Source organism: Arthrobacter sp. SAFR-179, assembly GCF_059414945.1.
In genome coordinates this window covers 58,548-80,182 of record NZ_JBPFDM010000004.1, presented here as the reverse complement: position 1 = coordinate 80,182, position 21,635 = coordinate 58,548, and the positions used below count along the sequence as shown (strand labels likewise).

Below are 21,635 nucleotides of genomic sequence, written 5' to 3'. Positions count from 1 at the left end.
TTGCCGCTAGGACGGCTCGTGGTTCTGGCCTTCACGGGCCAGGGCGGTCAGGCGGGAGACGGCGCGGAAGTATTTCTTCATGTACCCGCCGGTCATCATTTCCTCCGTGAACAGCTGGTCGAAGGGGACGCCGCTGGCCAGGATGGGAACATCCTTGTCGTAGAGCCTGTCCGCCAGGACCACGAACCGCAGCGCCACCGCCTGCTCCTTGATGGTTTCCACGTTGCGCCACACCACGCCGTCAATGCCGTCGATCAACTGGCGGTAGCGGCTGGGGTGCACGCCGGCCAGATGGTGGATGAGGGTGGAAAATTCGTCCTGGGCAACCGTCTTGCCGTCGAACTCCGCTTTCATGTGGGCATTGAGTTCGCTGTTCCTCAGCGGGGCCGGCGCGGCGGGCAGGCCGCGGTGCCGGAAGTCCTCGCCGTCGATCCGGATGACCTCGAACTGGTCGGCCAGGACCTGGATTTCGCGCTGGAAGTCCACGGCGGCAAAGCGGCCGTCCCCCAGCGAGCCCGGCAGGGTGTTGGAGGTGGCTGCAAGCTTGACCCCGGCGTCTGCCAGTTCCCGCATGAGCCGGGACATCAGGACGGTATCGCCCGGATCGTCAAGCTCGAATTCGTCGATGCAAACGAGCTTGTAGCCGCTCAGGGCATCGACCGTCTTACGGAAGGACAGGGCGCCCACGAGGTTGGTGTACTCCACGAAGGTACCGAAGGCTTTGGGGCCCGGCGACGCGTGCCACAGGGACGCGAGCAGGTGGGTCTTGCCCACGCCGAACCCGCCGTCAAGGTAGATGCCGGCGCGTGATTCGTCCTTCTTGCCGAACAGCTTTTTGAAGAGCCCTCCCCCGTTACCCGACCCCACGCCGTCGGCAAACCCCTGCAGTTCCCGCACGGCCGTGGCCTGGCTGGGCTGCTTGGGGTCCGGGCGGTAGCTCGCAAAGGAGACCTCCCCGAACCGCGGCGATGGGTAGAAGCCCTTGAGGAGTTCGTCCACCGAAACTGCCGGAGTGCGGGCGGCAAGCTGTTCGATCTGTACCAAGGTGGTCCGTTCTGCTGGTGGTTGGTCCCCAGAAAGGATACCGGCAAGGCAGGCTGAATCCGGGCCGGCTGCCTTCCTCCAGGCGCATCGAGTGACGAAGGCAACATTTCGCCCTATTAACGGAATACGGACAACGTCAGGGGCGCTGGCTAGTGTGGGAACAGGTTCCAATGCATGTTCCATGGATTCCCGTGCTCTTACTGAAAGGCCAAGCAATGCCCTACCCGGTTGACCAGAATGAGAAGTTTGCTGCCTATGCCCACCCGGAACGTCTCGTTTCCACGGAGTGGCTGGCGGCTGCCATCAAGGACGGCGCGGTGGCGGACGGCGGCATCGTGGTGGTGGAATCCGACGAGGATGTGCTCCTGTACGAAACAGGCCACATCCCCGGCGCGGTGAAGATTGACTGGCACACGGACCTGAATGACGAAGTTGCCCGTGACTACATCGACGGCGCAGCCTTCGCGGAGCTCGCGGCCTCCAAGGGAATCTCGCGGGACAGCACCGTGGTCATCTACGGCGACAAGTCCAACTGGTGGGCCGCGTACGCACTTTGGGTCTTCACGCTGTTTGGCCACCAGGATGTCCGGCTGCTCGACGGCGGCCGGGACAAGTGGATTGCCGAAGGCCGCGAACTGACCAAGGACCGGCCGGCCCCCGCCGCGGGGAGCTACCCCGTGGTTGAGCGCGACGATGCCCCCATCCGCGCCTTCAAGGACGACGTCCTGGCCCACCTCGGCACCCGCCCGCTCATCGACGTCCGCTCGCCCGAGGAATACACCGGCCAGCGCACCCACATGCCGGCCTACCCCGAGGAAGGCGCCCTCCGCGGCGGCCACATCCCCACCGCCGCATCCATTCCATGGGCCCGCGCCGCTGCCGCCGACGGCACCTTCAAGAGCCGCGGGGAACTGGAGGCGATCTACCTTGGCGAGGCCGGCCTGTCCGAGGGTGACGACGTGGTGGCGTACTGCCGGATTGGGGAGCGTTCCAGCCACACCTGGTTCGCCCTGAAGTACCTCCTGGGCTTTGATTCGGTCCGCAACTACGACGGATCCTGGACCGAGTGGGGCAATGCGGTCCGCGTACCGATCGTCAAGGGCGCCGAGCGGGGTTCCGTTCCGGCCACCGTCGGAGCCTGACGCAGCACCCGCCCGCGTAGACTTGACACGATGACTACTCAAGCTTTGCCATCCGCCCTTGCGGCGATCGTGGACGACTTCCAGGCCCTGTCCGAACCCGAGAGGCTGCAGCTGCTGCTGGAGTTCTCCGAAGGACTGCCCGAGCTCCCCGACCGGCTCAAGGACCACCCCGAACTTCTGGAGCAGGTGGTGGAGTGCCAGTCGCCGCTGTTCCTCACCGTTGAGACGGGGAACAACGACGACGGCGCGGTCCACCTGTTCTTCAAGGCACCTGCCGAGGCACCCACCACGCGGGGGTTCGCCGGCGTGCTGCACGAGGGCCTGGACGGCCTGTCCGCAGACGAGATCCTGTCCGTGTCGGACGACATGCCGGAGCTGCTGGGGCTCACCCGGGCCATTACGCCGCTGCGCATGCGGGGCATGACCGCCATGCTGGGAAGGATCAAGCGCAAGGTGGCGGCAGAGTCCCGCGCCCAGGCCTGACCCCGTACCCATGGCACGGAAGACCAGTTCCCAGGGAACCCCGGCAACAGCGGCCCTGACCGCTGCCGGGGTTCCATTTGTGCTGCACCCGTACACCCACGATCCATCCGCGCAGAGCTATGGTGCTGAAGCTGCCGAAGCCCTTGGCATCGATCCGTCCCGTGTCTTCAAAACCCTGATGGTGGACGTGGAGGGCCGGCTCGCAGTGGGGATCGTACCGGTCAGCGGAAGCCTTGACCTGAAGGCAATGGCTGCCGCGCTCGGAGCCAAGAAGGCCGCCATGGCCGATCCCGCCGCAGCCCAGCGCCGCACCGGCTATGTCCTGGGCGGCATCTCCCCCATCGGGCAGCGCCAGCCCTCCCCCACCGTGCTGGATTCCACCGCCCTGGGGCTGGATTCGATCCTGGTGTCCGGAGGCCGCCGCGGCCTGGACATTGAGCTCGCCCCGGCAGACCTGGTCCGGCTGACGGACGCCATCGCCGCACCCATCGGCTCGCCGGCCGCGGGCGGCTCCCGACCATAGCAGCGCGAAGTCCAGGAGCGCAGGTTACTCGATCACATAGTGCTGCATCATGTCGTTGTCCTCGTGCTCCAGGATGTGGCAGTGCCACACGTATTCGCCTTTGAAGGACGAGCCGATGGCGAGCGGGTCTCCGCCGGCTGCGGCTGCACCAAAGGGAACCCGGATCCTGGTGACCTCGCCCGGCATCGCCACCACGGTGTCCTTCCAGCCCTGTTCATTGGCAGGTGCTGCCTTGGGCCGGCCGATCAGGTGCGGCCCGACGTCGACCGCTTTGCCCCGCCCCGGCGTGACCAGGCCGGTGGCCGGATCGATGAAATCCGTTTCCTCCAGATAGGCATCGACGTCGAACTTCTGCCGGTTGAGCACCTGGAACTGGGTGAAATGCAGGTGAATCGGATGCGCGTCCACGGTGGTGTTGATGAGCTCCCACTGTTCCAGGGTGTCGCTCTTCACCACCGTGATGTCCGGGCTGTCGAACATCCTGTTGTTCAGCAATGCCATCACCGGAACGTCGTCCGCGTTGGCTACTTCCACCAGCGCCATGGACCTCGTTGCCTTGACCGGCCGTTCCCCTAGCCTGGTTACGGCTTGGGACCGGAGTTGGGCCGGCAGGGGCACCGTGTAGCCGGGCTCGGAGAGGACGGTGAACTGCATGATCTGCGGAAGCGGGAGTCCGCCCTGCCGGACGGACTCGGGCCCGTCCGGGTAGGGCACCCGGGCGCTGTTGGCCAGGACTACCCTCGAGCCGGCCTTGAGCCCGGCGAAGTCCACCACGATGTCTGCCCGTTCCCCCGGTCCCATCACCAGCCTGTTGAGCCGGACCGGAGCGTCGAGCAGGCCGCCGTCGGACCCTATCTGGTCGAAAGGGACCGCCGTGCCGCCGGCGAGCAACCTCAAGTCGTAAAACCGGGCGTTGGAGCCGTTGAACATCCGGAAACGGTACTTCCCGCGGGCCACGTCCAGGTTGGGCCAGGTCTTTCCGTTGACGGTGGCCACATCGCCGAAGAACTCCGGGGCCCAAGGCCGTGCCTTGCCGTCCGCCGCCACCAAATCAGGGTTCGGCGGGTAGGCGAACGAGCCGTCAGGGTTGAACATGCGGTCCTGGATAATCATCGGGACCTCGTACGGCGGCGGGGGCAGGTGCGTGCCATCCCCCGTGTCTATCCCGGTTCCTCCCGGCCCCGGGGTATCCCGGAGCAAGTACCCTCCGGCCAGTCCTGCGTAGACATTCAGGCGGGTCATGCCCAACGCATGGTCGTGGTACCAAAGGCCGGCGGCATCCTGGTTGTTGCCGTAGTGGTACGTATAGGAGGCGCCGGGACCGAATGCCTGGTCCGGGCCGCCGTCGGACCGCACGCTGGTATTGCCGCCGTGAAGATGGACGGACGTCCGCGGCCGCACGGCATCGTTGCTGCCCGCCGGAACCAGTTCGGGGTCGATGGCAAAGGCCAGGGGATGCCGTCCGGCCCGGTTGTGGACCGTCAGCTCGAAGGGCGTTCCTTTCCGGGCAATGATCACGGGGCCAAGGTACGTCCGGCTTGAACCGGCCTCCTGGTAGGCCAGGGTGTCCGTCAGGCCCATGTGTTCCTGGAACCGGTGGCGGGCGTTGCGGACCCAGAGCGACTTGCTGCCGCCAGCGCGCATGTCCAACACTCCGAGCTCATCCAGGGTGGGGAGCTGCTCGGTAAACATACCGGCTGCGGTACCAGGAGCTGCGAGCGCCCGGCCCGCACCCGGCCCGTAACCCTGGGTCAGAACACCTGCGCCGGCTACGGCGCCCGCCTGCAGAAGTTGCCGCCTCGTCAAGTGCATTTTGGGCCCCGTTTCGCTTGCTGCCAGGTCCCCCCTAGCAGCTGACGCTAAGGCAGCCTCCCGGCGGACGGTAGGGCCAACAGTCCCTGTCAGGCGCCGGGACCAACGGTTTTCTCTTCGGCCCGTGTGGCATCCCGGCCCGTGAAGTGGTCCATGGTCCGGTTGACTCCCAGCACGTCCATGAGCCCGTCAAAGACGGTGACCGGAAGAATCCGGAGGGCGGGCAACAGGTTCACAATAGGCGGCAGGACAAGCTTTCGGCGCCCGGCTTCGATGGCGTCAAGGATCCTGGTTGCCACCTGCTCTTCCTGCAGGATGGGGAGGAGCAGGGGCCAGCGGGTCTGGACGCCGTCGAACATCCCGGTGTCGATGTAGTACGGGCAGACCACCAGCGTGTTGACACCGGTTCTTCCGGCGCGGAGCTCGGCACGGAGTGATTCGTTGAAGCCGAAAGCGGCAAACTTGCTGGCGGAATAGTCGGTCTGGCGGGCCACACCCACCAGGCCGGCAGCACTGGCAATGGTGACCACGGTTCCCCGACGGCGGTTTGCCATTCCACCGAGGAAGGCGCGGGTGACCCAGTACAGGGCCATGACATTGACGTTCATGGTCCGTTCGATGGCTTCATCCGTGGCTTCCAGGAGTGGCCGGCCGCTGACCACTCCGGCGTTGTTGACCAGGACATCCACCGGTCCGGCAACACCCGCGGCAGCCTTCACCGCCTCACGGTCCGTGACGTCAACAATGTGGGCTTCGGCAAAGCCGCCGGCGGCGCGGATCTCATCGCGCACTGCTGCGCCCCGTGCAGCATCCAGGTCCCAGATGACCACCCGGCTGCCGCGCCGGGCGGCTCCGAGCGCCAGGCGGCGGCCCAGCCCGCTGCCACCTCCGGTGATCAACAGTGTTGCGCCGGAAAGCGGGGTTCCTGTGGGCATATGGTTCTCCTGGGTTTTGACGGCGTGGAGCCCGGCGGCGCGGGCGGTGCCGGTTAGCGGCTTCGGGGGAAGCGGCCCATCACCGTGATGGCGCCTTTCATAATCCGTGCGTAGGCCCGGTTGGACATGCCGGGCGCGGGCGCAACACGGAGCAGCCGCTGCACGGCAATGGTCTGCGGCTCGGTGTATTTGAGGATGCCTTCCCGGCCGTGGCGGCGGCCCGCGCCGGACTCCTTCATGCCCCCGATCGGTGCATCGTGGGACGCCCAGGTGGCTGCATAGCCTTCATTCACGTTGACTGTGCCCGTCAGGAGCCTGCGCGCCACGGTCTCACCCCGGCGGCCGGACCAGACGCTGGCGTTCAGCCCGAAGTCGGAATCGTTGGCCAGGGCTACGGCTTCGTCGTCGTCCGCTGTCCGGTAGACGGCCACGACGGGCCCGAAGGTCTCCTCCCGGGCCACGAGCATCTCCTCGGTGACTCCGGTGAGGACCGTTGGCTCGTAGAACAAGGGCCCCAGGTCCGGCCGCCGCCGGCCGCCGGTAACCAGTTGCGCGCCTTTGGCCAGCGCATCCTGGACATGGCGCTCCACCCGTTCGAGTTGTGCCGCGCTGATGAGGGACCCCATGCCGATGTCCCACTCCGGCCCTGGAGCCAAGCGGATGCCCTTTGCCCCGGCTGCGAAGGCGGCCAGGAAACTGTCGTGGACGTCCGTGTGCACGTAAATCCGTTCGATGCTGACGCACAGCTGTCCGGAGTTGGAAAAACAGGCGTGCACCGCGCCGGCGGCGGCCTTGCCAATATCCGCGTCAGCCAGGACCAGCATGGGGTTCTGCCGCCGAGTTCGGCGGAAAAGCCGATCAGCCGCTCACCGCACTGCCGGGCCACCGTCTTGCCGGTCTTAGACGATCCGGTGAACATCAGGAAATCGACCCGCTCGATCAAAGCGGGCCCGATCGCAGTGCCCGGCCCCGTGACCACCTGGAACAGGTCTGCGGGAAGGCCCGCCTGCCGGAGCAGCCTGAGCATCAGCAGGGCGGTGAAGGGTGTCTGTGAATCCGGCTTCAGGACGATGCCGTTTCCGGCCAGCAGGGCAGGGATGGCATCCGAGACCGCAAGGGTCAGCGGGTAGTTCCAGGGACTGATGACGCCCACCACGCCCTTGGGAATGCGGTGCTCGGTGGTGCGGGTCAGGACCGGAGCGGCTCCTCTCCGGCGGCGCGGCCCAAGGAACCGTTCAGCGTTCCGCACATAGTAGTCCGCGGTCAGGACAACGTCCGCGAACTCCTCGAAGGCGCTCAGCCGGGACTTGCCGCTTTCTGCCTGCACCAGGTCCAGGATGTCCTGCTCCCGGTCCAGCACCAGCCCGCGGAAGCGCCGGACCACGGCACAGCGTTCAGCCACCGGAACATCAGCCCAGTGCCGCTGCGCCAGGCGGGCCGTACCGACGGCGGCATCAACGTCATGCGTGGTGCAGACAGGCACTTCACCAATCACTGTGCCGTCAAAGGGTGCGTGCGATGCCTGGGTCTGTCCGCCCGGGGCAGCTGTGACAAGTCCTTGAAGTCCCGCGGCAAGGTCCCGCCCACGTGCGCCCAACGTCCCTGTTGTTCCCCGGTGCAGTTGTTGCGCCATGTCACGCCCCCGCAGACGTTTGTCCGGCCAGTGTCCCCGGCCTGAGCCCCGATCCTGGGTTGAGGCGGGGTGCGAGCTGCTGCCGAAGCCAGGCCTTGACCAGCCGCTCCCAACGCTCTGGGTCCACGTTCCATTCCTTGGTGTGACGTGCGTGCCTGAACGTTTCGAACGTGACCATTTCCGGGTTCCGCTCGGCCAGGAGGGCGGAGGGCCCGTAGGGGACGTACTCGTCGTCAACGCTGTGGATGATCAGCGTGGGTGTCCGCAGTTCGACGGCCCTGGACACCCAGTCCATGACCTTCAGGTCCACCGGCGCCGAAAGGCCGGTCAGACGGCGGCCCAGCGGGTGACCCAGCATGAGCTGCCCGTAGCGGCCCACCAGCGACGGAATCCGGTTCAGCTGCGCATGGTGCGCCAGCACGGTGACCCAGTCGATCACCGGGGCGTCGAGCACCATGGCCCGTATCCGGTGCCGGTGGCGGGACAGGTCCGCGGTCTGCAGGCAAATGGCCCCGCCCATGGACCAGCCGAACAGGACGATTTCCTCGGCACCATTGGCCAGCGCATACTCAATGGCAGCTTCAATGTCCTGCCATTCCGTGGAGCCCAGGCCGTAGCGTCCGTCATCGGCCGAAGGCGCCAGTCCGTCATTGCGGTAGGACACCAGCAGGCTGGTCAGGCCCAGCTCCAGTGCCGGTCCCACCGCGCGCAGAGCCTCCTGCCGGCTGGCCCCGCGTCCGTGCACCATAATCGCCCAGGTGCGGGCCGTCCCCTTCGCCCGGACCAGCCAGGCCGGCGCTTCCCCGCGCTCCACCGGAATCGGCACGTCCTCGGCAGGAATTCCGACGGCGGCCGGGTCCGGGTAGATGGCACCGCTCCACCATCCCCAGCGGGCCGTGGACAAGTCACCGCTGTAGACGGCTTCCACCTCGCGCAGGACCGTCCGTTCGGCGGGCGAGTAGGAAATTATGCGGCCAATGCGCACGTGCCCCTTGCCGCCGTCGAAAAAGAACCCGTAGACCCCGTCCACCGTGGTGTCGTCGTCGGCAGCGAGGATCACCTGCTGCTTGTGCCCGTCCCGGATCACGGCCAGCAGTTCCTTGTCGGCAGTCCGTTGCCTTGCCGGCGTGATGACGCGGCGGGCAAAGTACAGCGCGAGCGCGGAAGAGCCTGCTCCCAGCAGGCTGGCTACGGATCCGCCGGCAATGGCGCCGCCGATGGCCCACTTTGCTCCGGGAGACATCCCGCCGGAATCCCGGATGGTTGCAGTCATTGCAGGGCGCGCTCGCCGGAAAGGTGCCATGGAACTATTCTTACCGGCGTTGCCGCCGATACCCGCATTCCCGGGCAGCACCGGCACGGCGCCACGCAGCCCACCGGGCCTGTTCCGGCACTTTCTTTTGCTGCCGTGCGGGCATCCGCGGGCGGCGCTAGGCTAAGGCCATGAGTGATCCCATCATCATCCTGACCGAAGAACCCCTGGGCGCGGACGACCGCGTGAACATTGAACGGCTGGTGGATGGGGCGGACAACCGGCTGCTGGTCCTGGTGCCGGCGAACACCGAGCGGCACCTGCTCGTGGACTTCCTGGAAAACCTCTCCATGCTTGACGTTGCCAAGGCGTTCCGGGAACTCGGAGCGCGCAACCCGGACCCCGCCACAGAGCGGGCGCACGCAGATGAAATCCTCAGCGCGTCGCTCGCAGCACTGGAGGGCCTGGGCTCGGGTGTGAGCGGCCAGGTGGTGGAGGGCAAGGCAGTGGAGGCCCTGGTGGCAAAGGTCCGGGAAACCGGAGCCTCCCAGGCCGTGGTGATCACCAGGCCGCATGCCGTGTCCGATACCTTCCACACGGACTGGGCCAACAAGGCGCAGGACCAACTCGGTGTCCCCGTGCTCCACCTGTACGCGGGCTCGGGATTTATCGGCGACTCCTGAGCGTTGGGAATGCTATGAGCATCTTTGGAAACAGCATTTTCGGAAACAAGGCGGCAGGCGTTGTTGGTGGGGCTCCGGCCCCCGGTACTCCGGAGACCGGCAAGCAGGACACCGGCAAGCAGGAAAACACCGTCACGAAAAGTGATGCCCAGTGGCGGGAAGAACTGACGCCGGAGGAGTACCACGTGCTGCGGCAGGCCGGGACCGAGCGCCCGTACACCGGCGAATACTGGGACACCCATACCGAAGGCGTGTACCAGTGCCGGGCCTGTGGCGCCGAACTCTTCACCAGCAACGAGAAGTTTGACTCGCACTGCGGGTGGCCTTCCTTCTGGGCTCCTTTGGCTGAGGGCAACGTGCGCTACATCCATGACAGGACCCTGGGCATGGACAGGATCGAGGTGCGCTGCGGTTCCTGCGACTCGCACCTTGGCCACGTCTTCGAGGGCGAGGGCTATGGAACGCCCACCGACCAGCGCTACTGCATCAACTCCGTGTCCCTCCGCCTGGTGGCAAAGGACGCTGGACCGGAAGGGACCCTGCAAAGCTAGGGCACCGGGAAGGGCGTCCCGGGGCCTATCCCACAGGGAAGGACCTGTCTCGATCCTGCCGGGAAAGCAGCAAGGCTAAGCTTTTCTTACGAAAGGGACGTTTTGGCATAAGTCCTGCTGGTTGCTTGTTACGCTCGCCAGAGAAGCAAGCAACCAGAAAGGCAGCCGACGATGACAGAGACCCTGACCACCGCCGTTACCGGGATTTCCGCACAGAACCAGGACTGGCTCCGGCTCAAGGCCGCCGCCACCGCACTGCAGGGGCTCCAGGTCCAGGACGGGTCTGTCCCCAATCCGGCGGACCACCCGGAGGCAGCCCGGCACGTGGAGGTCATCGTGGCCGCAGTCCAGGCCCTGGCCCCTGCTTTGCCGCACGACGCCGACTACCTGGGCGCCTGCTGCGCAGACTTTGAGGCGTGGGCTGCCGGCGGCTTCGGAGTCCCCGACTTCCTCTCCTCGCTCCTGGAGTTCCAGCCGCAGGAGCAGCGCCGCGACGGTCTGCAGCACCTGGTGGTGTTCCCCATGTACACCCAGAACGGCAGCAGCAACCGGCTGGTGGAGGCCGTGCTGGTCGAGGTCATCTGGCCCGAATTCATTGCCGGACTGGAAGCCGGGGACTACTCGAACAAGCTGTTCGTCCCCATCCGCTTCGTCGACTTCACCCCCGGCTACGACACCAACTCGGCCGTCCTCTTCCCCGAAACGGTGGCCGTCGGCCGCACGCCCACCTTCACCTGGGGCGCCATCTTTGCCGACCGGGAAGCCGCCCGGTTCCGCCGCGTCCTGAAGGCTGCCGCGGAGATCACGTCCCTGGAGTTGCCGGAGGGCGCCGCGGAACTGCTCGCGGACCAGGACCTCACCGAGGCCACGTTCGTGATGTGGGACCTGATCCACGACCGGACGCACATGCGCGGGGACCTGCCGTTCGATCCGTTCATGATCAAGCAGCGGATGCCCTACTTCCTGTACTCGCTCGAAGAGCTGCGCTGCGACCTCACCGCGTTCCGCGAATCGGTCCGGATCGAACAGGACGACGACGCCGACCCTGAAGCACGGCGGCACGCGAAGCTCGTGCAGTACGCCATCATTTTCGACCGGATCTTCCGCTTCGCCATCACCGGCAGCCGGGTCCGCAATTACGATGGCCTGGGCGGCCAGCTCCTCTTTGCCTGGCTGCACCAGCAGCACGTGCTGCACTGGACGGATACCCGGCTTACCATCGACTGGGATGAGGTGGCGGACGCTGTGATCGCCCTGGGAGCCAGCATCGACGAACTGTACTGGCGCTCCATCGACCGCCCCAAGACCGCGCACTGGCTGGCGGCCTACCGGCTGGTCTCGGCCACTGTCACCCCCAACCCGGCCTCCGTGTGGGCCAAGGGCCCGGACGCGCTGCCGTTGGCGGGAACGCCCCGCGGCCTCACGGACCAGGTGCTGGACGACGAATTCCCGCTGTCCATGTTCTACGAGGCATTGGAGAAGAAGATGCGCCCCGTCATCGAGTCCACCGCCGGGATCACCGGCCGCTCGGCACTGTGAGCAGCCCCGGCGCAACAGAAGCCACCCAGGGCGGCCAAAGCCTCCAGGCCCAGCCGCTCACCGTCCTGGTGGCCGGCGGCAGCGGTGCCTCCGGAATCGCCGTGGCGCGGGCACTGGCTGCCGCAGGCCACCGGGTAGCCACGGCGGGGTCCGACCAGGCCAGAATCCGCGCAGCAGCGCAGAAGGCGGGCGACGGCGTCACGCCCTTTAAGTGCGACCTCGCGGTTTTGGCGGACGTCCGGCAGTTGCGCGACGACGTCGCCGGCGCCTTGGGGGCGGTGGACGGCGTGATCCACCTGGTGGGCGGCTGGCGCGGGGCCAAGGGCATAGCGGACCAGTCCGACGACGACTGGGACTTCCTGGAGCGCGGTGCCATCACCACGCTGCGCAATGTCTCACGCGTCTTCTTTGACGACCTCGCCGCATCCGCCTCGGGGCGGTTTGCGATGGTCTCTTCCACCGCCCTGGACAACCCCACCGCAGCCGTGGCCAGCTACGCGGCAGCGAAGGCAGCCGCCGAAACCTGGACCGTGGCCATGGCCGATGGTTTCCGCCGGGCCTCCGGCGCCGGCGGAAACCCGGCCGCCGCCACCATCCTCGTGGTCAAGGCACTGGTGGACGATGAACTCCGCCTGGCCCACCCCGAACGGAAGTTCCCTGGGGCGACCGACGTGGCTGACCTTGCTGCCGCCGTCGTACGGCTTTTCGGCACTCCGTCCACCGAACTCAACGGTGCCCGCCTCAGGCTGGCCGACTGACGGCCCCGGCTGTCCCTAAACTGAAAGCGTGAGCAACCCTATGACGACAACAGCAGAAACCCGCACGGGGCTGCGGCTGCACGATCCCAACGTGCGCGGCTTTGCCTCCGACAACTACTCAGGCGTCCACCCCGAAGTCCTCGCGGCACTTGCCGCCGCCAATGACGGGCACCAGGTCTCGTACGGCGAAGACGACTACACGGCGCGGTTGCACGAACTGATGGTTGACCACTTCGGGCCCGGCATCGAATGCTTCCCGGTCTTCAACGGCACCGGCGCCAACGTCCTGTCACTGCAGTCCCTGCTTCCCCGCTGGGGTGCCGTGGTGTGCGCCTCCACCGCCCACATCAACATGGACGAGAACGGCGCCCCCGAACGCATCGGCGGACTCAAGCTCCTGCACGTCCCCACGCCGGACGGCAAGCTGACCCCCGACCTGATCGACCGGGAGGCCTGGGGCTGGGGCGACGAACACCGCGCCCAGCCGCTCGCCGTCTCCATCACCCAGACCACCGAACTGGGCACCTGCTACACCCCCGAAGAAGTGCGTGCCATTGCCGACCATGCGCACGCCAAAGGCATGAAGCTGCACATGGACGGGGCGCGGCTGGCCAACGCCGCCGCACACCTGGGCGTGCCCCTGCGGGCCTTCACCCGTGACGCCGGCGTGGACATCCTCTCCTTTGGCGGCACCAAGAACGGGCTGCTCTTCGGCGAAGTGGTGGTGGCCCTGAACCCCGAGGCAGCCCACGGCCTGGTCTACCTGCGCAAGATGGACATGCAGCTTGCCTCCAAGATGCGGTTCATGTCCGCCCAGTTCATCGCGCTGCTCGAAGGCGACCTGTGGCTGCGCTCCGCCGCGCATGCCAATGCCATGGCCGCCCGCCTCCGTGCCGCCGTCGACACCATTGACGGTGTCCGGCCCACCCAGAAGACTGAATCCAACGGCGTCTTCGCCGTCCTTCCCCCCGGCACAGCGGACAGGCTGCGACAGTCCTTCCGGTTCTACGACTGGGATGAGGCGGCAGGGGAAGTCCGGTGGATGTGTTCCTTTGACACCACAGAGGAGGACGTCGATACCTTTGCTGCCGCGATCCGCCATGAACTTCGGGAGTACCGGGCCGGCCAGGCCGGGTGAATGTCCGCTGGCGGCGAGCCTTCCCGCCCCGGCCCGTCCCGCCCCGTAATCTGCCAAGGTGAACGCACTTGACCAGGTTCCCCCGGATTTTCTCCACGCCTTGGGAACCCTCAGGAAAGCCCGGTGCCGGAAGGAACTGCGCCTCGCGGAGATCCCTGCCCCCGCGCGGCTGGCACCCTTCGCCGTGGCACTGGGCGCAGAAGTGATGGCGCCCGGCGCCGGCTCCCCCGCCACGCCCGTCCACGGACCCGCGGCCATGGCCCTTGCCGCCGCTTCCGCTTCGGAGCCGGCGGACGAGGACGAAACGGAGCTCGCCACCGGACGCTTCATCCTGCTGCATGATCCGGACGGCTCGGCAGTCTGGGACGGCGAGTTCCGGATCGTCACCTACATCCGTGCCGAACTGGAACCGGAAATGGGCAACGACCAGATGCTGGGAACCGTGGCGTGGACCTGGCTGGTGGAGGCACTGGAGAACCACAATGCGGCATACCGGGCCGCGGGCGGCACCGCCACCCGCGTCCTGTCCGAAAGCTTCGGGACCCTGGCCGGGCGGCCCGGGTCCATAGACATCGAACTCCGGGCCTCCTGGACCCCCGCTTCCGCCGACGTCCAGGCCCACCTCGAGGCCTGGTCCGACATGGTGTGCACGTTCGCCGGGCTCCCGCCACTGCCCGACGGCGTCACCGCACTCCCGCCCCGGCGGCGAAGCCAGCAGAACGGTTATGGGGCAGCCCGGTAAACTGGGGGCATCATGACCCCAAACATTCCGGAAAACACCACAGCCGGCGTCCCGGTTGCTGCTGCCGCACCCCACATCACAGTGGAGGGCTTTGACAGCCCCATCCCCGAAATCATCGACCTCGACTCGCCCCGGGAGGGCGTTCCGCTGGTCATCGAGACGCAGTCCGGCCTGGAGCGCTGTGCCGCTGCCATTGCCGCCGGCACCGGGCCCGCCGGCGTGGACGCCGAGCGTGCCTCCGGCTTCCGTTACGGGCAGCGCGCCTTCCTGGTCCAGATCCGCCGCGAGGGCGCCGGGACCTGGTTGATCGATCCCGAGCCGTTCGGGAACCTGGACATCATCAACGACGCCCTCCGCGGCGTCGAATGGATCCTCCACGCCGCCACCCAGGACCTGCCCTGCCTCTCCGAACTCGGAATGTGGCCGGACAAGCTGTTCGACACAGAACTCGCCGCGCGCCTGGCCGGGCTGCCCCGCGTGGGCCTGGCCGCCGTCATCGAGCAGCTGCTGGGATTCGGCCTTGCCAAGGAACACTCCGCGGCCGACTGGTCCACCCGCCCCCTGCCGGAGCCCTGGCTGCGCTACGCCGCACTGGACGTCGAAGTCCTCACGGAGCTGCGCGAGGAACTCATCGAACTGCTCCAAGCGGACGGAAAACTGGAATACGCCCAGCAGGAGTTCGCGGCCATCCTCCAAGCGGGCATCGCTCCCCCGCGCGTTGACCCATGGCGGAAGACCTCCGGCCTGCACCAGATCCGGGACCGCCGCCAGCTTGCCGCGGTCCGCGAGCTGTGGCTGGAACGCGACTCCCTGGCGCAGAAACGCGACGTGGCACCCGGGCGGCTCCTCCCGGACTCAGCCCTCGTAGCCGCGGCAAAGGCCATGCCCGCCACCGTCCCCCAGCTGCTCAGCACCAAGGGCTTCCACGGCCGGGCCGCGCAGCGCGAAGCTCCCCGCTGGCTGCGCTGCATTGCCGCGGCCAGGGACCTGGCGGAACTGCCGCCCCTGCACCTGGCCACCAATGCCCCGCCGCCGCCGCGGGTCTGGGCAGACCGCGATCCCGAAGCCGCCGCCCGCCTGGCCACGGCCCGCCCCCTGCTCCAGGAGAAGGCCGGGGAGTTGAACCTCCCGCTGGAAAACCTCCTGACGCCCGACTACCTACGGCGTGTGGCGTGGCGGCCGCCGGCTGACGTCACTGAAGACTCGATTTCCGCCGAACTGCGGGCGCTCGGTGCCCGCCCATGGCAGGTGGAACTCACGGCCCCACTGATCACCGCCGCTTTCCTGAACCCGCAGCCGCTTCCGCCCAAGGAACCCAAACAGGTTGCTGCCGCTGGCGGCCAGTAACCCTTTCACGTCAGCCCTTGCAGGCTAAGTTACTCACGAGTAACATCGGTGTGACCGACGCCAGTTAGTGCCGCACTCCGGCATGCACCCGGCGCGCTACGTCTCGATGAGGAGTTACACGTGAGCCAGCACGGAAGCGGCGCATCACCGCGCACTGTCCGCGACGTCGTCTTTGTGGACGGCATCCGCACACCCTTCGGCAGGGCCGGCGAGAAAGGAATCTACGCCGGGACCCGGGCCGACGACCTGATCGTGAAATGCATCCGCGGCCTGCTTCGCCGCAATCCGTCCCTGCCGTCGGAGCGGATCGACGAGGTAGCCATCGCCGCCACCACCCAGACCGGCGACCAGGGCCTTACCCTCGGCCGGACCGCGGCCCTGCTGGCCGGCCTCCCCCGGACGGTCCCCGGCTTCGCCATCGACCGCATGTGCGCCGGTGCCATGACCGCCGTCACGACGACGGCGGGCGGCATCGGCTTTGGCGCCTACGACGTGGTGGTTGCCGGCGGCGTGGAGCACATGGGCCACCACCCCATGGGATCCGGCGCTGACCCGAACCCGCGCTTCATGTCCGAACGCCTGGTGGACCCGGCAGCTTTGAATATGGGAAACACGGCCGAGAACCTGCACGACCGCTTCCCCGCCATCACGAAAGAGCGCACCGACGCCTACGCGGTCGCCTCGCAGGACAAGCTGGCCGCCGCCTACCGGGACGGAAAGATCCAGCCCGACATGGTTCCCGTAGCCGCCCGCAAGCCCGGTGAGGGCTGGACGGTCCACAGCAAGGACGAACCACCGCGCCCGGGGACCAGCATGGCTGACCTCGCCGGCCTGCGCACGCCGTTCCGGGCCCATGGCCGGGTCACTGCCGGAAACGCCGCCGGCCTGAACGATGGCGCAACCGCCGCAGTCCTTGCGTCCTCCGACGCCGCGGCGGAGCTCGGTCTTCCCGTGAAGATGCGGCTGGTCAGCTACGCGTACGCCGGGGTGGAGCCGGAGGTCATGGGCATCGGCCCCGTCCCCGCGACCGAAAAAGCGCTGAAGAACGCCGGGCTCACCATCGACGACATCGGCCTGTTCGAAATCAATGAAGCGTTCGCCGTGCAGGTCCTGAGCTTCCTTGACCACTACGGCATCGCCGACGACGACCCCCGGGTCAACCGGTACGGCGGCGCCATCGCGGTGGGACACCCCCTTGCCTCCTCCGGCGTCCGGCTGATGATCCAGCTCGCCCGCCAGTTCGAAGAGGACCCCTCGGTGCGGTACGGAATCACCACCATGTGCGTAGGCCTTGGCATGGGCGGCACCGTTATCTGGGAGAATCCGCACCACCCCGACTACAGTGGAACCCCTTCCGGGGAGTCCGCCGCTACCGTTTCCGAAGGAGCCATGGCATGAGCGCCGCAGATTTCCGCAAGTTGGCGGACCTTTTCCCCAACGAAACCGTGACCCACTCCTACGTGCAGGACATCGCCCTGCCGGGCACGGTGGGCCGGCCAGGTCCGGGTACCTTCGCCCTGGTCACCCTGGACAACGACCTCGACCACACCAAGCCGACCACCCTGGGCCCCAACACCCTGGTGGAACTCGGCACGGTCCTGGAAGGCCTGCGCGAGCGGGCCGCCCGGGGCGAGATCGTGGGCGTGGGCGTGACCGGCAAGCCGCACTACCTGGTGGCGGGCGCCGATCTTTCCGCCGTGAAGTCACTGGAACAGCGTGAGCACGGGCTGTGGATGGCGCAGCTGGGCCACGACGTCTACGCAACGCTGGCAAACCTTGGCGTCCCCAGCTTCGCCTTCATCAACGGCGCAGCCCTGGGCGGCGGGCTGGAAATCGCCCTGCAGTCCACGTACCGCACCGTATCCACGGGCGCCGGGGCCCTGGCACTGCCGGAAGCGTTCCTCGGTTTGGTGCCCGGCTGGGGCGGCGTCTACATCCTCCCCCGCCTGGTGGGCCCGGAGAATGCCGTCAAGGTCATGATCGAGAACCCGCTGAGCAACAACCGGACACTGTCCGGTGCGGAGGCTTTCAAGCTGGGCATCGCCGACGCCCTCTTCGAGCCTGCCGACTTCCTGGAGCAGTCGCTTGCCTGGGCCGCCGGTGTCATCTCCGGTGACGTGGTCCCGGAGCGGGCCAACGCCGTCGACCCCTCCTCCCCTGAGGCGGCAACCCGGTGGGCCGCTGCGGTGGAGGCTGGACGGGCGTTCGTAGAGGCCAAGACCTCCAACGCCTCCCCCGCACCCGCCAAGGTCCTGGATATCCTCGAAGTGAACCGCACCATGACGGCAGCGGAATCCGCCGCGCTGGAATGCGAAACTCTGGCTGAGCTGATGCAGACCGACGAGTTCCGCTCCACCGTCTACGCCTTCCTGGACCTGGTGCAGAAGCGTGCCAAGCGCCCGGCGGGTGCCCCTGACCGCAAGCTGGCCCGCCCCGTCACCAAAGTGGGCGTGGTGGGCGCCGGACTGATGGCCGGCCAGCTGGCCCTGCTCTTCGCCCGCCAGCTGAAGGTGCCCGTGGTCCTGACCGACATCGACCAGGCCCGTGTGGACAAGGGCGTGGCCTACGTCCACGCCGAGGTGGACAAGCTGCTGGCGAAAAAGCGCCTCAGCCAGGACGCGGCCAACCGTACCAAGGCCCTCGTGACGGGTTCGGTGTCCAAGGATGTCTTCGCCGACGCCGACTTCGTGATTGAGGCGGTCTTTGAGGAACTGCACATCAAGAAGCAGGTCTTCGCCGAACTGGAAGGCATTGTGGGTACGGAGTGCATCCTGGCCACCAACACGTCCTCGCTCTCCGTGACGGAAATGGCCGCCGACCTGCAGCACCCCGAACGCTTGGTGGGTTTCCACTTCTTCAACCCCGTGGCCGTGATGCCGCTGCTGGAGATCGTCCGGGCCCCGCGGACCGACGACGCCGTGCTGGCCACCGCGTTCGAACTGGCCAAGTCCCTGAAGAAAACCGGGGTGCTGGTCAAGGATGCCGCCGCGTTCGTGGTCAACCGCATCCTGCTCCGGCTCATGGGGGAAGTCACGGCCGCCTTTGATGAGGGCACGCCGGCAGAGGTAGCGGACAATGCGCTCCGGCCCATGGGGCTCCCCATGACGCCGTTCACGCTGCTGGCCATGGTGGGCCTGCCCGTGGCACAGCATGTCCAGGAATCGCTGCACGCCGCGTTCGGCGACCGTTTCCCGGTCTCCACCAACCTCAAAAAGCTCATCGACAACAACGTCAAGGCACTGTGGGAGACTTCCCCGGATGGTACCCGGGCCATCCCCGCCTCCACGCTGGAAATGCTCTCCTTTGGCTCCAGCCCGTCCACCGGCGAGCAGGTGCTGCGCCGCGTCCAGGATGCCTTGGCTGAGGAAATCGGCCACATGCTGGACGAGGACGTCGTGGCCAGTCCGGCGGACATCGACCTCTGCATGATCCTTGGCGCCGGCTGGCCGATGTTCCTGGGCGGCATCACCCCCTACCTGGACCGGGTGGGGGCCTCCGAGCGGGTGAACGGCAAGCGCTTCCTGGCGCCGGGCGTCGCGTCCCCCGCCGCAGGCTAGGCGGATTTGCGCGCCGCCCGCCCACTGGCGGGCGGCGCACTGCCGGCCGCCGTCATGCCGGCGGTCAGGCCGTTGCCAACCGGCCGCCGTCGAGCGTCAGGATGCGGTGCGCCACCGTGCGTGCGTAGCCCAGGTCATGGGTGACCAGCACGACGGCGGCGCCCTCCGCTGCGGCCGAGCCGACGGCGGCGTCCAGCAGGGCCAGTCCGTCGCCGTCCAGTGCCACGGTGGGCTCGTCCAGTGCCAGGACGGCGGGCCTGCGCGCCAGGACGGTGGCCAGCGCCAGGAGGCGCTGGGCTGAGGCCGGCAGCTCGGCGGGGTGCCCGTGGGCGGCCTTCGCCAGGCCGACTGCCTGAAGGGCTGCAACGGCCCGTTCTGCCGCCATGTCCGGACCCACCAGGCGGTCCAGCCCGAAGCTGACCTCCCGCAGTACGGTGCGTTCGAACAACTGGTCGCGCGGCTGCTGGAACAAGAGGCCCACGGCGGCCGCGGTGCGTCCAACGGGCGCGCCGGAAATGTCATTGCCGCTGACCAGGACAGTTCCCGCGGTGGGTTTCAGCAGGCCGTTGAAGTGGCGCAGGAGCGTGGATTTTCCGGCGCCGTTGGGCCCGGTGACCGCCACGATTTCCCCGGATTGGACCGTTAGGTGGACGTCCTGCAGCACGGGTGTACCGGGGGTCGAGTCCCCGGTCCGTACCGCCTTGACCCATCGTTTGCGGCGTCTTTCACCGTGGTTTTGTAGGGCCGGGTACGCAAAGGACACACCGCGGAGCTGCAGTGCCGCCGGTCCGGCCTGCGGCCCTGGAGGCGGCTTTGGCGGCGCCGCAGCGTTCCGTTCGGCTGGACGCCGGATTGCCCTGGGCAGCATGCCTGCGCCATTGCTGCCTTCGGCATGTCCGGCCCCCATGCCGGCAGGAGGCCCGCACGCGGTGACTGTGCCACCCGACAGCACCACCCAGGTGTCGGCGTCCAGCAGCAGCGGGTCCACCATCTGGCTGAGGATCACGACGGCGATGCCCCGCTTCAGAAGGGACCGGACCAGGGCGGCAAGATCGTCCGCGCCTGCCGTGTCCAGGGAGGCGAAGGGCTCGTCCATGACCAGCACGGGCGGTCCGGCGATGATGGTGCAGCCGATGGCGAGGCGGCGCAGCTGCCCACCGGAGAGCCGGGCGGGGTCCTGGTCCAGCTGGTTCCGAAGTCCCAGCAGCCCGGCTGTGCGCTCCACAGCCACCTGCATGTCAGCGCGCTCCGTGCCGGCGTTTTCCAGCCCGAACGCGAGTTCCTCGGCCACTGTGGCCCGCACGGTGGACAGGACGGAACCCGGGTCCTGCGGGACAAACCCCACGTGCCGGCCCCACTGGGCGGCATCGATCCGCGGGTCCCCCGGGCCGCCGTCGAACTCCAGCCGCGTGCCGGACAACTCAAGGAACCCTGCCAGTAGGCCGTGGCCGCCCGGAGGCAGCCAGCCGGCCAGCAGCCGGCCCAGGGTGGACTTGCCGCTGCCGGAGGCACCAAGAATGGCCGCGAAGGAGCCGGGCGCAAAAGACACGGTCACATCCTGCAGGGCCGGGGCCTGGCCGTCGTGGAACGTGAACTGCCGGATCCCGGCTGCCAGGACCGGTTTGCCTGGCACGCCGGCATTGCTGTCTTTGCCGGCATTACTTGCTTTGCCGGCATTGCCTGGGCTGCTGGTCACCACGGGCTCAGCCACCTGCGCCCGCCTGGGCCACCCGGAGAACCACTGCCGCCAGGGCCGCCAGCACCAGGACTGTCCGGGCCGCCCGCTGCAGGCCCGAATCAGCCACCTCGCGGTAGCTGGTCCGCGGCCCGGTATTGCTGAGTCCCCTGGCCTCGAGAGCGGCGGCGCGGGTACCGGCATCCTCGATCAGGGAGAGGACCAGCGGAACGGCCTGCAGCCGGAAGGCGCGCGCCCTGGACACCAGGCTGCCGGAGACCACCAGGCCCCGTGATTCCTGGGCCTGTCTAATCCGCCGCACCCGGGCCGCGATGGCAGGCAGCAGGGTCAGGGTGGAGGCCAGGACGAAGGCGAACCGGCCCTGTACCCCGCGGGCAGACAAGGCCGCCACGAGGTCGGGGACGCGGACGCCGAAGGAAAACAGGAGCAGCACCAGGACCACGGCGGCCAGCTGCAGGATCCGCTGCCCGGCGAACTCCAGGCCTTCCTGGGTGATCCGGGCAGGTCCCCACGCTGCCAGGACAGTCCGTCCCTCGGGGAAGAACAGCCCGTGCAGCCACAACAGTGACAGGCCAAGCGGAACCAGGACTGCAGCACCAGCCGGGAGCACCCGGCGGGCGGTGCCGCCCGCCACGGACAGGCCAAGGCACGCGGCAACCACGGCGAGGGACAGCGGCCAGCTGCCGGCCGCCGTCGTAATGACCGCCGTGGCCGCCGCAGCGGTCAGCGACGTCAGCGGGTTAAGCCGTTCCCGCCTGGCCGGCGCTGCCGTCCTGCCTGCCGATGATGCCGTCACAGGG

At 67.8% G+C, this 21,635-nt stretch carries 18 protein-coding genes and 1 pseudogene; 12 read left to right on the top strand and 7 right to left on the bottom strand.

The features are described 5' to 3' along the window. Positions 1-6: 6 nt before the first annotated feature. On the bottom strand, positions 7-1,044 hold the full coding sequence (gene zapE, locus ACR65K_RS09080; protein WP_440152374.1) for a cell division protein ZapE: 1,038 nt from the start codon (positions 1,042-1,044) through the stop codon (positions 7-9). Between the two features lie 215 nt (positions 1,045-1,259). On the opposite strand from zapE, the gene ACR65K_RS09075 reads away from it, so the two are divergent. From ACR65K_RS09075 to ybaK, 3 genes are read left to right on the top strand one after another with little or no spacing between them, the layout of a single operon-like run. Then, positions 1,260-2,186: a sulfurtransferase gene (locus tag ACR65K_RS09075; RefSeq protein ID WP_056333367.1), complete on the top strand. Its 927-nt coding sequence runs from the start codon at positions 1,260-1,262 to the stop codon at positions 2,184-2,186. A gap of 30 nt (positions 2,187-2,216) precedes the next feature. Further along, positions 2,217-2,669: a SufE family protein gene (locus tag ACR65K_RS09070; RefSeq protein WP_440152373.1), complete on the top strand. Its 453-nt coding sequence runs from the start codon at positions 2,217-2,219 to the stop codon at positions 2,667-2,669. Between the two features lie 10 nt (positions 2,670-2,679). After that, complete coding sequence (gene ybaK / locus ACR65K_RS09065; RefSeq protein ID WP_440152372.1) at positions 2,680-3,192, top strand: Cys-tRNA(Pro) deacylase; 513 nt, start codon at positions 2,680-2,682, stop codon at positions 3,190-3,192. Positions 3,193-3,216: 24 nt separating this feature from the next. Here the strand turns inward: ybaK and ACR65K_RS09060 are convergent, their stop codons facing one another. The 4 genes and pseudogenes from ACR65K_RS09060 to ACR65K_RS09045 form a co-directional block, all read right to left on the bottom strand. After that, positions 3,217-4,884, bottom strand: a complete 1,668-nt coding sequence (locus tag ACR65K_RS09060; protein WP_440152371.1) for a multicopper oxidase family protein — start codon at positions 4,882-4,884, stop codon at positions 3,217-3,219. Positions 4,885-5,093: 209 nt separating this feature from the next. Beyond that, the gene (locus tag ACR65K_RS09055) at positions 5,094-5,939 is read right to left on the bottom strand and encodes an SDR family oxidoreductase (protein ID WP_440152370.1); all 846 of its coding nucleotides are present in this window, start codon (positions 5,937-5,939) and stop codon (positions 5,094-5,096) included. Between the two features lie 53 nt (positions 5,940-5,992). Next, positions 5,993-7,572: pseudogene (locus tag ACR65K_RS09050) on the bottom strand (succinic semialdehyde dehydrogenase). Between the two features lies 1 nt (position 7,573). Further along, positions 7,574-8,845 carry an alpha/beta hydrolase family protein gene (locus tag ACR65K_RS09045; protein ID WP_440152369.1) on the bottom strand — a complete coding sequence of 424 codons (1,272 nt, stop codon included), beginning with the start codon at positions 8,843-8,845 and terminating at the stop codon, positions 7,574-7,576. A gap of 170 nt (positions 8,846-9,015) precedes the next feature. On the opposite strand from ACR65K_RS09045, the gene ACR65K_RS09040 reads away from it, so the two are divergent. The 9 genes from ACR65K_RS09040 to ACR65K_RS09000 all read left to right on the top strand — a co-directional run bounded on the left by ACR65K_RS09040 (position 9,016) and on the right by ACR65K_RS09000 (position 19,139). Further along, positions 9,016-9,507, top strand: a complete 492-nt coding sequence (locus tag ACR65K_RS09040) for a hypothetical protein (RefSeq protein ID WP_056333347.1) — start codon at positions 9,016-9,018, stop codon at positions 9,505-9,507. Between the two features lie 14 nt (positions 9,508-9,521). After that, the gene (gene msrB / locus ACR65K_RS09035) at positions 9,522-10,058 is read left to right on the top strand and encodes a peptide-methionine (R)-S-oxide reductase MsrB (RefSeq protein ID WP_056333343.1); all 537 of its coding nucleotides are present in this window, start codon (positions 9,522-9,524) and stop codon (positions 10,056-10,058) included. Between the two features lie 171 nt (positions 10,059-10,229). Then, positions 10,230-11,597 (top strand): DUF6421 family protein, encoded by a 1,368-nt coding sequence (locus ACR65K_RS09030; RefSeq protein ID WP_440152367.1) that lies wholly within the window; start codon positions 10,230-10,232, stop codon positions 11,595-11,597. After that, positions 11,594-12,355, top strand: coding sequence for an SDR family NAD(P)-dependent oxidoreductase (locus ACR65K_RS09025; protein WP_440152365.1), 762 nt, complete (start codon positions 11,594-11,596; stop codon positions 12,353-12,355). The genes ACR65K_RS09030 and ACR65K_RS09025 overlap by 4 nt, the downstream gene beginning before the upstream one ends. Positions 12,356-12,395: 40 nt before the next feature. Beyond that, positions 12,396-13,493, top strand: a complete 1,098-nt coding sequence (locus tag ACR65K_RS09020) for a threonine aldolase family protein (protein ID WP_056333334.1) — start codon at positions 12,396-12,398, stop codon at positions 13,491-13,493. Between the two features lie 58 nt (positions 13,494-13,551). Then, entirely contained in the window at positions 13,552-14,235 is a 684-nt protein-coding gene (locus ACR65K_RS09015) for a DUF3000 domain-containing protein (protein ID WP_056333331.1), read from the top strand. Positions 14,236-14,247: 12 nt separating this feature from the next. Then, positions 14,248-15,582 carry an HRDC domain-containing protein gene (locus ACR65K_RS09010; RefSeq protein WP_440152364.1) on the top strand — a complete coding sequence of 445 codons (1,335 nt, stop codon included), beginning with the start codon at positions 14,248-14,250 and terminating at the stop codon, positions 15,580-15,582. 120 nt (positions 15,583-15,702) lie between these two features. Next, a complete protein-coding gene (locus ACR65K_RS09005) occupies positions 15,703-16,980 on the top strand; it encodes a thiolase family protein (RefSeq protein WP_056333325.1) in 1,278 nt (425 codons plus the stop codon). Next, complete coding sequence (locus ACR65K_RS09000; protein ID WP_440152363.1) at positions 16,977-19,139, top strand: 3-hydroxyacyl-CoA dehydrogenase NAD-binding domain-containing protein; 2,163 nt, start codon at positions 16,977-16,979, stop codon at positions 19,137-19,139. Before ACR65K_RS09005 ends, ACR65K_RS09000 begins: the two co-directional genes overlap by 4 nt. 64 nt (positions 19,140-19,203) lie before the next feature. On the opposite strand, the gene ACR65K_RS08995 is transcribed toward ACR65K_RS09000, so the two are convergent. Together ACR65K_RS08995 and ACR65K_RS08990 are read right to left on the bottom strand one after the other, a co-directional pair. After that, positions 19,204-20,772 (bottom strand): ABC transporter ATP-binding protein, encoded by a 1,569-nt coding sequence (locus tag ACR65K_RS08995; RefSeq protein ID WP_440152362.1) that lies wholly within the window; start codon positions 20,770-20,772, stop codon positions 19,204-19,206. A 70-nt stretch (positions 20,773-20,842) separates the two neighbouring features. Further along, positions 20,843-21,631 (bottom strand): energy-coupling factor transporter transmembrane component T family protein, encoded by a 789-nt coding sequence (locus ACR65K_RS08990; RefSeq protein ID WP_440152361.1) that lies wholly within the window; start codon positions 21,629-21,631, stop codon positions 20,843-20,845. Positions 21,632-21,635 lie beyond the last annotated feature (4 nt).

What these genes read in the sequence shown, in the direction of transcription:
- ACR65K_RS09075 (WP_056333367.1), top strand. Translation starts at nt 1,260, where the DNA reads ATGCCCTACCCGGTTGACCAGAATGAGAAGTTTGCTGCCTATGCCCAC.
- ACR65K_RS09070 (WP_440152373.1), top strand. Translation starts at nt 2,217, where the DNA reads ATGACTACTCAAGCTTTGCCATCCGCCCTTGCGGCGATCGTGGACGAC.
- ybaK (WP_440152372.1), top strand. Translation starts at nt 2,680, where the DNA reads ATGGCACGGAAGACCAGTTCCCAGGGAACCCCGGCAACAGCGGCCCTG.
- ACR65K_RS09060 (WP_440152371.1), bottom strand. Translation starts at nt 4,884, where the DNA reads ATGTTTACCGAGCAGCTCCCCACCCTGGATGAGCTCGGAGTGTTGGAC.
- ACR65K_RS09055 (WP_440152370.1), bottom strand. Translation starts at nt 5,939, where the DNA reads ATGCCCACAGGAACCCCGCTTTCCGGCGCAACACTGTTGATCACCGGA.
- ACR65K_RS09045 (WP_440152369.1), bottom strand. Translation starts at nt 8,845, where the DNA reads ATGACTGCAACCATCCGGGATTCCGGCGGGATGTCTCCCGGAGCAAAG.
- ACR65K_RS09040 (WP_056333347.1), top strand. Translation starts at nt 9,016, where the DNA reads ATGAGTGATCCCATCATCATCCTGACCGAAGAACCCCTGGGCGCGGAC.
- msrB (WP_056333343.1), top strand. Translation starts at nt 9,522, where the DNA reads ATGAGCATCTTTGGAAACAGCATTTTCGGAAACAAGGCGGCAGGCGTT.
- ACR65K_RS09030 (WP_440152367.1), top strand. Translation starts at nt 10,230, where the DNA reads ATGACAGAGACCCTGACCACCGCCGTTACCGGGATTTCCGCACAGAAC.
- ACR65K_RS09020 (WP_056333334.1), top strand. Translation starts at nt 12,396, where the DNA reads ATGACGACAACAGCAGAAACCCGCACGGGGCTGCGGCTGCACGATCCC.
- ACR65K_RS09010 (WP_440152364.1), top strand. Translation starts at nt 14,248, where the DNA reads ATGACCCCAAACATTCCGGAAAACACCACAGCCGGCGTCCCGGTTGCT.
- ACR65K_RS09000 (WP_440152363.1), top strand. Translation starts at nt 16,977, where the DNA reads ATGAGCGCCGCAGATTTCCGCAAGTTGGCGGACCTTTTCCCCAACGAA.